Origin of the sequence: Bradyrhizobium sp. CCGB12, from assembly GCF_024199845.1 — a bacterium.
GTDB lineage: Bacteria > Pseudomonadota > Alphaproteobacteria > Rhizobiales > Xanthobacteraceae > Bradyrhizobium.
In genome coordinates this window covers 6038395-6049987 of sequence record NZ_JANADO010000001.1, presented here as the reverse complement: position 1 = coordinate 6049987, position 11593 = coordinate 6038395, and the positions used below count along the sequence as shown (strand labels likewise).

Genomic DNA, 11593 nt, shown 5'->3' with positions numbered 1-11593 from the left:
TATTTTTCCGTACGTCTCGACAGCTCCGATGAGCCGCACCATCATTCGAGAAGTGAATGAATAACGGCCGCATGCGGCCGGGAGTGTGGAATGCAGCGTCGGGACTTTCTGAAATTGTCCGCTGGAACCGCGGCCGTTGCTGCGTTCGCATCGCGCGCGAACGCGCAGAGCTCGGTGAAGGAAATTCGTATCGGCTACCAGAAGACTGGCGTGCTGGTCATCACGCGCCAGCAGGCGGCCTTGGAAAAACATTTCGCTGCCTTGGGCATCGAGGTGAAATGGGTCGAGTTTTCGTCGGGGCCTCCGATGATGGAGGCGATGAATGTCGGGAGCGTCGATTTCGGCTCGGTCGGCGATTCCCCGCCGGTGTTCGCCCAGGCCGCGGGCGCCGCGATCGTCTATGCTGCGGGCCAACCCATTACCAACGGCCAGGGCATCCTGGTGCCGAAGGATTCGCCGATCCGGACCATCGCTGACCTGAAGGGCAGGCGTATCGGCTTCACCAAGGGCTCCAGCGCACACAACATCGTGGTGCAGACCCTGGAGAAAGCGGGGCTCACTTATGCGGACATCACGCCGGTCTATCTGACGCCGCCGGATGCGGGGCCCGCCTTCGCCAATGGCAGCATCGAGGCCTGGGCGATCTGGGATCCGTACTTTGCGATCGGCGAGACCAAGCAGGGTGGCCGCATCCTGATCAATTCGCGCGAGGTCACCAAGACCAACTCCTTCTACATCGCCAATCGGGAGTTCGCGAAGAACCACGGGACGATCCTGCAACAGATCGTCGATGTGACGACCACGGCGGGCCAATGGGCCGAACAGCACCGCGACGAGGTCGCCAGATCGCTCGCGGCGATCACCGGTGTCCCGTTGGACATTCAGACCGTCGCTGCCAATCGCGCGAATTTTGTGGTCGGCCCGGTCACCGACGACATCGTCGCGACCCAGCAGGGCGTCGCCGACCGCTTCTACAAGCTCGGCCTGATCCCGAAGCCGATCGTGATCCGCGACATCGTCTGGCGCAACCCGGCAGCCTGATCGTGCCGACCACTCTTCCTACGCACAAGGGTTTGAACATGAGGCGTATCATTCAGCGTCTGATCGCAGCCATCGTGCTGTCGATTGGCATCGTCGCGGCCGCCGTCGGCACGTCCTACGGGCAGGACAAGGTGGTCCGCATCGGCTACCAGAAATACGGCAAGCTGGTGCTGCTCAAGAGCAAGGGCACGCTGGAGCCGAAGCTTGCCTCGGAAGGCTACAAGGTGGTGTGGACCGAATTCCCGTCGGGGCCGCCGCTGCTCGAAGCGCTCAATGTCGGCGCGATCGATTTCGGCAACACCGGTGAAGCCCCGCCGATCTTCGCGCAGGCTGCGGGTGCGCCGATCCAGTATGTCGCCTATGAGCCGCCGGCGCCGAAGGGCGAGGCGATCCTGGTGCCGAAGGACAGCCCGCTGAAGTCGGTCGCCAACCTCAAAGGCAAGAAGGTCGCGCTCAACAAGGGCTCCAACGTCCACTACCTCCTGGTCAAGGCGCTGGAGAAGGCCGGCGTCAAATACTCTGAGATCGAGCCGGTGTTCCTGGCCTCCGCCGATGCGCGCGCCGCCTTCGAGCGCGGCGCGGTCGATGCATGGGTGATCTGGGATCCGTTCCAGGCGGCGGCGGAAGCCGCCACCGGCGCCCGCACGCTGGCCGACGGCACCGATATCGTGGCCAACTACCAGTTCTATTTCTCCTCGAAGAAATTCCTCGAAGCCAACCCTGAGATCGTCGACGCCGTGCTCGCCGAGCTCAGCGCCGTCGACGATTGGGCCAAGGGCGACATCCATGCGGTGGCCGAGCAGCTGGCGCCGTCGATTGGCCTCCCGGTCGCCGTGGTCGAGGTGGCGCTGAAGCGGCAGGCCTACGGCATCAAGCCGATCACGGATGCCGTCATCGCCGATCAGCAACAGGTTGCGGATGCGTTCTTCGCGCTCGGCCTGATCCCCAAATCCATCAGGATTTCCGACGTGGCGCGGAAGCCAGGAACCTGAGCAAGTACGTGAGCGAGCACATGAGTAATAGGTCAAACCCCAACATCCTCTGGTTCCTGCCGACCCACGGCGATGGCCGCTATCTCGGCACCGGAGTTGGCGGCCGCGAGGTCAACTTCAACTATCTGCGCCAGATCGCGCAGGCCGCCGACCAGCTCGGCTATTTCGGCGTGCTGCTGCCGACCGGACGATCTTGCGAGGATTCCTGGATCGTCGCATCGAGCGTCGCGCCCTTCACCGAGCGGCTGCGTTATCTCGTGGCGGTCCGCCCCGGCCTGCAATCGCCTGGTGTCGCCGCGCGGATGACGGCGACGCTGGACCGCATCTCGAACGGTCGGCTTCTCGTCAACGTCGTCACCGGCGGCGATCCCGTCGAAAACAAGGGCGACGGCATCTTCCTTGGCCATGACGAGCGCTACGAGGTCACCCGCGAGTTCCTCAACGTCTATAGCGACCTGCTCGCCGGCAGGACCGTCAATGTCGAGGGCAAGCACATCCACGTCGAGGGCGGCAAGCTGCTGTTTCCTCCGGTGCAGTCGCCGCGCCCGCCGCTTTATTTCGGCGGCTCGTCGGATGCCGGCATCGACGTCGCGGTCGACACCGTCGACAAATATCTCACCTGGGGCGAGCCGCCGGCCTTGGTTGCCGAGAAGATCGCGAAGGTGAGGGAGGTCGCCGCCGCGCGCGGCCGAAAACTCTCCTTCGGCATCCGCCTTCACGTGATTGTCCGCGAGACCAATGAAGAGGCCTGGCGCGCGGCCAACGAGCTGATCAAGCATGTCAGCGACGACACCATCGCGCTGGCGCAGAAGAACTTCGCCCGCATGGACTCCGTCGGCCAGCAGCGCATGACGCAGCTCCATGGCGGCAAGCGCGACAAGCTCGAGATCGCACCGAACCTCTGGGCCGGCGTCGGCCTCGTGCGCGGCGGCGCCGGCACGGCGCTGGTCGGCGATGCCGAGACCGTCGCGGCCCGCATCAGGGAGTATCAGGATCTCGGCATCGATACCTTCATCATGTCGGGCTACCCGCATCTGGAGGAGGCCTTCCGTTTCGCCGAGCTGGTCTTTCCGCTGCTCGCGCTGGAGCAGCCCTCCAACGTGACGAAGCTGCATTTCAACGGCGGTCCTTTCGGCGAGACGGTCGGCAGCGACTTCCGTCCGCAGCATCGGGTGTCGCAGTCATGAGCCTGATCGACAGCATTTCGCTTCCGCGCAGCGTCCGCCTGCCGCGGGTCGACGGCCTGATCCAGTGGATCGTGCCGCTCGCCATCATCGCGGTCTGGCAGGTCGCGAGCGTCACCGGCTTCGTGCCGGTTCGCGTGCTGCCGGCGCCGAGCGACGTCGTGCTCGCGGGCTGGAAGCTGCTGCTCTCCGGCGAGCTTGGCCGCAACATCTGGGTCTCGTTCTGGCGCGCCTCGATCGGCTTCCTGATCGGCGGCGGCATCGGCTTCGCCTTCGGGCTCGCCAACGGCCTGTCGCAGCTCTCGGCCAAGCTCACCGACACCACGCTGCAGATGGTGCGCAATGTGCCGCATCTGGCGCTGATCCCGCTCGTCATTCTGTGGTTCGGTATCGACGAGAGTGCAAAACTGTTCCTCGTGGCGCTGGGCGTGTTCTTCCCGATCTATCTCAACACGCTGCACGGCATTCGCACCGTCGACCCGCAGCTGATCGAGATGGGTCGCATCTACGGCATGACCGACGGCGAATTGTTTCGCCGCGTGATCTTCCCGGGCGCGCTGCCCTCGATCTTCGTCGGCATCCGCTTCGCACTCGGCATCATGTGGTTGACCCTGATCGTCGCCGAGACCATCGCGGCCTCCTCGGGCCTTGGCTACATGGCGATGCAGGCGCGCGAGTTCATGCTGATCGACGTCGTCGTGCTGTCGATTCTGATCTATGCCCTGCTCGGCAAGCTCGCCGACAGCGCCTCCCGCGTGCTGGAGCGCCTGACGCTCTCCTGGCACCCCGCCTTCCAGAAACGTTGAGAAATACTGGGAATCACATGCAGACAGCGCTTCGTACGTCCCTTCCCGAGTCCGAGATCACCAGCCGCGCCAATTTCGCGCCTCACGCCCGCGTGGTGCGCGAAGAGCGGTCGGCGCCTGCCGCCGGCCTGCCGCTCAGCATCCGCGGCTTGCGCAAATCCTTCGGCGACAACGAGGTGCTGCGCGGCATCGATCTGCACATTCCCGCCGGCCAGTTCGTCGCCATCGTCGGCAAGAGCGGCTGCGGCAAGAGCACGCTGCTGCGCCTCATTGCCGGTCTGGACAAGATCGACGCCGGCAGCATCAGCTTCGGCCAGGATATCCAGCCAGAGGACATCCGCGTGATGTTCCAGGAGCCGCGGCTCTTACCCTGGGCTCGCGTGCTCGCCAATGTCGAGGTCGGCCTCGGTCGCGATCGTGCCTCCGGCGACGCGCATGCGCGCGCCGAGAAAGCCCTGGGCGAGGTCGGGTTGGCCGACAAGCGCGACCAATGGCCCTCGGTGCTGTCGGGCGGTCAGAAGCAGCGCGTCGCGCTCGGCCGCGCGCTGGTGTCCCGCCCGCGCGTGCTCGCTTTCGACGAGCCGCTTGGCGCGCTGGACGCGCTGACCCGCATCTCGATGCAGCGTCTCCTCGAGCGCGTCTGGCGCGATCAGGGCTTTACCGCGATCCTGGTCACCCACGATGTCTCCGAGGCCGTCGCGCTGGCCGACCGGGTGCTCGTGATCGAGGAAGGCCGGATCGCCCATGACGTCGTGGTTAACGCCAGCAGGCCACGCCAGCGCGGTTCGGCCGAGCTTGCCGGCCTCGAAGGCTCGATCCTGAGCCACCTTTTGTCGGCGGACGATCGTACCTAAATACAGGGAACCCCAGTCCGGGGAGCAATGCCATGAATGTAGTTCCCCGCGATCTCATGACCGAAATCCCCGTCTCGTCCGCCGATTTCCGCGGCGCCATGCGCCACCTCACTGGCGGCGTCAGCGTCATCACCGCCGGGCGGGGCAAGGACATCAGCGGCATGACGGTGACCTCGGTGACCTCGCTGTCGGTCGAGCCGCCGACGCTGCTGGTCAGCATCAACCGCGACGCCTCGTCCTTTTCGTTGATCCGCCGCTACGGCGCCTTCGGCGTGAACATCCTCAATGCCGATCAGCTCGATGCCGCCGAGCGCTTTGCGGGGAAGGGCGGCCTGAAGGGCGCCGATCGCTTTGCAGGCAGCCAGTGGGTGACCTCAGTCTCGGGCGTCCCGCTCCTGGTCGGCGCGTTGTCGGCGGTCGATTGCGAGGTCGAGGAGATCATCGAACGGCATTCGCACGGCATCGTCATCGGCCGTGTCAGGGACATCAGGAATTCGCCCCGCACCGCGGCGCTGGCCTATTGGCACGGCCAGTACCTGGCGATCGACCAGGACGAGGACGCTGCCAGGCTCGCCGACGTCAGCGTTCCCGGGCGCGCCCGGCGCGGCGTTTGATCGCCGCCGGCGACCCTAGCGCAAGGCTGGTCTTCTTCGCGTCATCGCTCTAGAAGCGCCCTGAGCCTCCCGCCGGGACTGCAATGGAGCGGATCGATGAAGCGCGTCGCGACCTGGGCCTTCTACGCCATCGGCGCGCTCGCGATCGCCTATCTCGCGCTGTACGCCTATGCGATGTTCTCGGGACAGCCGATCGTGCCGGGCGACCCCATTCACATCTTCCGCAAGCCGGACGCGCCGAGTTATTCGTGAGGTGAATGCGCGCGCGGCCATGTGGCGCGGGGCTCTCTCAACTCGTCATGGCCGGGCTTGACCCGGCCATCTACGTACGGCGGCGTTTCGGAAAGACGTGGATGCCCGGGTCGAGCCCGGGCATGACGACGGGGCAGGTGGCTCTACCCCCGCAAAATCGCCAGCGCCAGCGCCAGCGCGCGCGGCACGATGCTGTCGATATCGAGATATTCCTCCGGCGTGTGCGCGAGGCCGCCGACCGGGCCGAGGCCGCAGATCGTCGGTGTGCCCACGGCGGCGGTGAAGCCGGAATCGGCGCAGCCGCCCGAAAACTCGCCCTGCAGCGTGGTGAGGCCGGCCTGCCTTGCGGCGGCCTGATAACTCTCGAACAGCGCCTTCGAGTCGGCGCTCTGCACCACCGGCACGAATTCGCCCTTGATCGACAGCGTCGCGCTGGTGCCCGGCACGTAGGACGTCGCGACGAACTTCTCGATCGCGCCCATGATCCGCGCGCGATCGGCGGGATCGACATAGCGCAGGTCGATCTGGCCCTCGGCGTAGGGCGCCGTGGTGTTGACGGATTGGCCGCCCGAGACCAGGCCGACATTGAGCGTGATGCCCTTGTCGAGATCGGTCAGCGCATGAATCTGTACGATCTTGTGCGCGAGCTCGCCGATCGCGCTGACGCCGGCGGCGAAGTTGGCGCCGGAATGCGCGGCCTTGCCGGTGATGGCTATGTGCATGAAGATTCCGCCTTTGCGTCCCGTGACCACATTGCCTGTGGGGCGGCCCGGCTCAGAATTGAACACCGCGCGCGCGGCACGTCCTTCGCGCTCGATCACGGGCCGCGAGGAGGGTGAGCCGATCTCCTCGTCGGAGGTGATCAGCACCTTGATCGGATGCGGTGAACCGCCGAATTTGTGGAAGGCGGTTGCCACGAACACGTTCATGACGAGCCCGGACTTCATGTCGGCAACGCCGGGACCGTAGGCGCGATTGTCTTTGATCGTGAACGGGCGCCGCCCGGCCTCGCCCTTGCCGAACACGGTATCGCGATGCCCCATCAACAGCACCGGCTTCTCGTTGCTGCCGGGCTTTGCGACCTCGGCATGGATCGCGTCGCCGAAGGTGCCGTGGCTTTCGCGCCGTGAGGGAATGCCGTGCTCGACAAAATGCCGCTCAAACCGCGCCCCGACCGCATCGACGCCTTCCTTGTCGTAGGAACCGGAATCGATGTTCACGACGTCGCGCAAGAGGTCGATCATCGCCTGCTTCTGCGACGCCAGCCAGTCCGTGATTTGAGCTTCCGACATGTTTTATCCCCGCGTGGTCCTGACGCGGGTTATAGCGCCTTGCGCAGACGCGACCTAGTCGCCGAATGCGATGCGGCCATGTGTTCGGTCGCGTAGCCCGATGAGCGAAGCGATGACCGGGGCCGTGTCGGGACCGTGCCGCATGTCGCTTCGCATTGTCGCGCCCATGGTCGAGAATTATGGGACCACGGTCGGAGCGTAGGCGCCCGGTATCGTCAGGCGCCGCTAAGTTTCCGCAGCGGTGCTACCGTCATTTGTACGAAGCGCGATGATCTTTGTCGCGGCCTTTTTCCCCTAGGTTGATGCCGGCGACCTTGGACATTCCGTTGGCAATCGGCACAACGGTCGCGATCGAGATGGGTAGGCTTGGCTTACCGTTCGCGCAGGATGCGGCGTCAGTTATAATCTGGGCAGGCTGCCAGTAGGACGTGCCGAAGTCCGTGACTGAGTTTTCAAGGCAGCTCGCGTGCCGTCGGCAGGCCCTGCCTTGCTCTCGCTCAGAGAGCTCTTTCCAAAGCGACATTTGTCATCGTTCAAACATCGACGGAGAGAAAACATGCCGCTGTTCATCTCATACGTCTCATACTCAAATTCCGGCATCAAGGGATTGGTCGACAAACCGTCCGATCGCAGCGCGGTCATCGGACCGATGATCGAAAAAGCCGGCGGAAAGCTCCAGGGAGCGTTCATGACAACAGGCGCACATGACGCGCTCATCGTTGCGGAGTTCCCCGATGGAGCCGATGCTGTCGCCCTCGGAATGGCGGCTGCGGCGAGCGGGGCTATTGCCAAGATTGAAACCGTACGCGCCTGGAAGATGAGTGAATTCAAGAGTGTTGCGGAAAAGGCTGCGAAGCTTTCAAGTGTCTACGTTCCGCCTGGCAAGTAGCTTGGTGTGAGCGTGGCGCCGCCATGAGGCGAGACACTTGGTGGCGGTGGCCGGGCTCGTCCCGGCCACTCGCACGCTTCATGTGAATGCCTGGGTGGGCTCGACGAGATCGAAGAGCTGTTTGCTCATCCCATGGCCGGCATGCGCGGATATTCGCCGGGTGCGCCCGCGGGCGGGATCGGGATGCCGCCGTCGGCATATTCGTTCAGCTTGTTGCGCAGCGTGCGGATCGAGATGCCGAGGATGTTGGCGGCATGGGTGCGGTTGCCGAGGCAGTGCTTCAGCGTCTCCAGGATCAGGTCGCGCTCGACGTCGGCGACGGTGCGCCCCACAAGCGCGCGCGTCACCTGCTCGGCGGCCATCGTGGCATGTGCAACGGCCGGCGCGGTCTTGGCGAGGTCGAGGCGGTCGCCGTCGGGCGTGATGATGGCGTCGGGGCCGATCTCGTCGCCCTGCGCCATCAGCACCGCGCGATGCATGGTGTTTTCGAGCTCGCGGACGTTGCCCTGCCAGCGGTTGGTGGAGAGCACGCGGCGCGCCTCCGCAGAGATCGGGCGCATCGGCACGCCGTTGGCCTCGGCATATTTCTTCACGAAATGCTGGGCGAGCTCCAGGATGTCGGCGGGGCGTTCGCGCAGCGGCGGAATCTTCAGATTCACGACGTTGAGGCGGAACAGCAGATCTTCGCGGAACGTGCCTTCGCGTACGGCCTCAGCCAGATTGCGGTTCGAGGTCGCGATGATGCGGATGTCCACCGGCACCGGCTTGGTGCCGCCGACGCGGTCGATCACGCGCTCCTGGATGGCGCGGAGCAGCTTGGATTGCAGGCGGACGTCCATCTCCGAGATTTCGTCCAGCAGCAGCGTGCCGCCGGTCGCCTCCTCGAACTTGCCGATGCGGCGGGCGACCGCGCCGGTGAAAGCGCCCTTCTCGTGGCCGAACAGCTCGGATTCCAGGAGATGCTCGGGGATCGCGGCGCAGTTGATCGAGATGAACGGACGCTTGGCGCGTGCCGAGCGGGTGTGGACATAGCGTGCCAGCACTTCCTTGCCGGTGCCGGATTCGCCGGTGACCATCACCGAGGCGTCGGAGCCCGCGATCTGCTGCGCGAGCTTGATGACCTTCGCCATCGCCTCGTCGCGATAGACCAGCTCACGGGAATCGTTGGCAACGGCCGCTAGCACCGCAGCGATCAACTCCGGATCCGGCGGCAGCGGGATGTACTCCTTGGCGCCGGCATGGATCGCGGCGACCGCGGCGCGGGCGTCGTTGGTGATGCCGCAGGCGACGATCGGAGCGTGGATGTGCTCGGCCTCCAGCCGCATCACCAAATCGCGGATGTCGAGCGCGACGTCGACCAGCAGCAGGTCGGCGCCCTTGCCGCCGCGCAGGACGCGCATCGCCTGCTCGTGATCCTCGGCATGGGTCACGGTGGCGCCATTCTCCATCGCGATCTTGGTGGCGGTGGTGAGCTGGCCCTTCAAAGTGCCAACGATGAGAAGCCGCATGTCAGTCTCCTGTTCGTCTGTCCGCGCTGCCGCGCGTTATTCGCTTGTTCCGGCTAGCTGCGTTCGGTCTTGATGATTTCGGTCATGGTCACGCCGAGCTTGTCCTCGACCAGGACGACTTCGCCGCGCGCGACTAGCTTGTTGTTGACGTAGATGTCGATGGCCTCGCCGACGCGCCGGTCGAGCTCGAGCACGGTGCCGGGCCCGAGCTTCAACAGCTCACCCACGTCCATCTTGGAGCGGCCGAGCACGGCCGAGACCTGCACCGGCACGTCGAACACGGCTTCGAGGTCGGCGGCGGCGCGCGCCGCATATTCGTCCTCGTTGTAGCCGACGTCCGCGCTCGGCGGCATCGGGCCGTTGAGATCGGGCAGCGGGACCTGTCCATCGGTGTCGCTCATGGCTTAATTCCCCCTGCGGGACGCGATGTAGCGTCCGACCATGTCGTCGATCTTGGCCGCGATGGCGCCGCGCTCCAGCACGACGCCGCCATCGGCCCATTCGATCCGGCAGTCGCCGGTAGCAATCTCCGGCTCGGCCAGGATCACCAGCCGGCCCTCGAAGCCGCTCTGCTTGGCGAGCCGCTCGATCTTGTCGCGCGCAGCGTCGTAGAGCGCGTCGTTGATGCGGACGACCAGATGCGGCGTCGCGACCAGATGCGAAAAGCAGTCGTTGACCAGCGCCATGATCTCGCCGAGCGGCTCGGCCGCGACCAACTCGGCGCATAGCTTGCGCGCCACCGCGACCGCGACGTCGACCGCCTCCGTCTCCATCTTGGACTCGATGTTACCGATGCCGGAGGCGATGCCCCGGATCGCGATGTTGATCTCTTCCATCGCGAGCGCGACGCGGCGGTCGCTCTCCGCCTTGGCCTCGTTCTGCCCGGCGGCAAAGCCGTCCTGATAGGCGCGGGCCTCGGCCTCCGCGACCTTCTGGGCGATCTCGGCCGCGGTCGCGCCCTTCTCGCGCGTCCGCTCGGGCGCGGCGAAATCGGTATCGAACAGGAATTTGGCCGGAGCGCCCATCAGTACACCAGCTCGTCGTCGGCGCGGTTCTTGGTCAGCATGATCTCGCCCTTGGCGGCGAGGTCCTTGGCGAGGTTGACGAGCAGCGCCTGGGCCTCGTCGACGTCGCGCAGACGCACCGGGCCCATCGCCGCCATGTCGTCCTGGAGCATCTTGGCCGCGCGCGAGGACATGTTGCCGAAGAAGAAGTTGCGGACGTCCTCGTTGGCGCTCTTGAGCGCGACGCCGAGCTTGTCCTTGTCGACATTGCGCATCAAGGTCTGGGCCGAGCCGGAATCCAGCTTCACGAGGTCGTCGAAGGTGAACATCAGTGCCTTGATGCGCTCGGCCGATTCCCGGTTGTCCTCTTCCAGCGAGGTGATGAAGCGGGTTTCGGTCTGGCGGTCGAAATTGTTGAAGATTTCAGCCATGACCTCGTGGGCATCGCGACGGCGGGTCTGCGACAGGTTGGACATGAATTCGGTGCGCAGCGTCTTCTCCACACTCTCGATCACCTCCTTCTGCACCGCCTCCATCTTCAGCATGCGGTTGATGACGTCGAGCGCGAGCTCCTCGGGCAGGATGCCGAGCACGCGGGCGGCGTGCTCCGACTTCAGCTTCGACAGCACTACGGCGATGGTCTGCGGATATTCGTTTTTGAGGTAGTTGGCGAGCACCTCTTCCTGCACGTTGGAGAGCTTCTCCCACATGTTGCGGCCGGCGGGGCCGCGGATCTCGTCCATGATGCCGTTGACGCGCTCGGGCGGCAGGTACTGCTGGAGCAGGCGCTCGGTGGCGTCGAAATTGCCCATCAGCGCGCCCGAGGCCGACATGCGCGAGACGAATTCGAGCAGCATGTCCTCGACGGTGTCGACCTCGACGGTGCCGAGCGTCGACATCTCCAGCGACAGCTGGCGCACCTCGTCGTCGTCGAGCAGGCCCCAGATCTTGCCGCCATATTGCTCGCCCAGCGCCAGCATCAGGATCGCGGCACGGCGCGGGCCGGACAGCTGCTCCGCCCCCTTGCCGTCCTTGGCCCGGCTGCCGGCGCGCTGACCGAGCGTGGAGATCACGCTGGTGATGTCGTTCGAGTTGGCGTTTTGCAAGGAGGCGGCCATGTCAGATCACTTCTTGATTCACTTGGCTAAGTTACTGGG

General features: G+C 65.2%; 13 protein-coding genes. 8 read left to right on the top strand and 5 right to left on the bottom strand.

The features are described 5' to 3' along the window. Positions 1–90 precede the first annotated feature (90 nt). From NLM27_RS27615 to NLM27_RS27585, 7 genes are all read left to right on the top strand, one after another. Positions 91–1041, top strand: coding sequence for a sulfonate ABC transporter substrate-binding protein (locus NLM27_RS27615; RefSeq protein WP_254146288.1), 951 nt, complete (start codon positions 91–93; stop codon positions 1039–1041). A 38-nt stretch (positions 1042–1079) separates the two neighbouring features. Continuing rightward, complete coding sequence (locus tag NLM27_RS27610) at positions 1080–2033, top strand: sulfonate ABC transporter substrate-binding protein (protein ID WP_254146287.1); 954 nt, start codon at positions 1080–1082, stop codon at positions 2031–2033. 20 nt (positions 2034–2053) lie between these two features. Beyond that, a complete protein-coding gene (gene ssuD / locus NLM27_RS27605; RefSeq protein ID WP_254146286.1) occupies positions 2054–3220 on the top strand; it encodes an FMNH2-dependent alkanesulfonate monooxygenase in 1167 nt (388 codons plus the stop codon). After that, positions 3217–4023 carry an ABC transporter permease subunit gene (locus NLM27_RS27600; protein ID WP_254146285.1) on the top strand — a complete coding sequence of 269 codons (807 nt, stop codon included), beginning with the start codon at positions 3217–3219 and terminating at the stop codon, positions 4021–4023. The genes ssuD and NLM27_RS27600 overlap by 4 nt, the downstream gene beginning before the upstream one ends. Before the next feature lie 17 nt (positions 4024–4040). After that, positions 4041–4877: an ATP-binding cassette domain-containing protein gene (locus NLM27_RS27595; RefSeq protein ID WP_254146284.1), complete on the top strand. Its 837-nt coding sequence runs from the start codon at positions 4041–4043 to the stop codon at positions 4875–4877. Between the two features lie 32 nt (positions 4878–4909). After that, entirely contained in the window at positions 4910–5491 is a 582-nt protein-coding gene (locus NLM27_RS27590) for a flavin reductase family protein (RefSeq protein ID WP_254146283.1), read from the top strand. Between the two features lie 96 nt (positions 5492–5587). Continuing rightward, positions 5588–5743: a hypothetical protein gene (locus NLM27_RS27585; RefSeq protein ID WP_008131268.1), complete on the top strand. Its 156-nt coding sequence runs from the start codon at positions 5588–5590 to the stop codon at positions 5741–5743. Positions 5744–5886: 143 nt separating this feature from the next. Here NLM27_RS27585 and NLM27_RS27580 read toward each other — a convergent pair whose 3' ends face one another. Continuing rightward, the gene (locus NLM27_RS27580; protein WP_254146282.1) at positions 5887–7035 is read right to left on the bottom strand and encodes a M20 family metallopeptidase; all 1149 of its coding nucleotides are present in this window, start codon (positions 7033–7035) and stop codon (positions 5887–5889) included. 556 nt (positions 7036–7591) lie between these two features. Between NLM27_RS27580 and NLM27_RS27575 the strand changes: the two genes are divergently transcribed. Next, complete coding sequence (locus NLM27_RS27575) at positions 7592–7924, top strand: GYD domain-containing protein (protein ID WP_254146281.1); 333 nt, start codon at positions 7592–7594, stop codon at positions 7922–7924. A 125-nt stretch (positions 7925–8049) separates the two neighbouring features. Here the strand turns inward: NLM27_RS27575 and NLM27_RS27570 are convergent, their stop codons facing one another. From NLM27_RS27570 to fliG, 4 genes are read right to left on the bottom strand one after another with little or no spacing between them, the layout of a single operon-like run. Then, positions 8050–9432: a sigma-54-dependent Fis family transcriptional regulator gene (locus NLM27_RS27570; RefSeq protein WP_254146280.1), complete on the bottom strand. Its 1383-nt coding sequence runs from the start codon at positions 9430–9432 to the stop codon at positions 8050–8052. A gap of 53 nt (positions 9433–9485) precedes the next feature. Continuing rightward, a complete protein-coding gene (gene fliN, locus NLM27_RS27565; protein ID WP_254146279.1) occupies positions 9486–9833 on the bottom strand; it encodes a flagellar motor switch protein FliN in 348 nt (115 codons plus the stop codon). Between the two features lie 3 nt (positions 9834–9836). Continuing rightward, entirely contained in the window at positions 9837–10457 is a 621-nt protein-coding gene (locus NLM27_RS27560) for a FliH/SctL family protein (protein ID WP_254146278.1), read from the bottom strand. Beyond that, entirely contained in the window at positions 10457–11554 is a 1098-nt protein-coding gene (gene fliG / locus NLM27_RS27555) for a flagellar motor switch protein FliG (protein WP_254146277.1), read from the bottom strand. Before fliG ends, NLM27_RS27560 begins: the two co-directional genes overlap by 1 nt. Positions 11555–11593 lie beyond the last annotated feature (39 nt).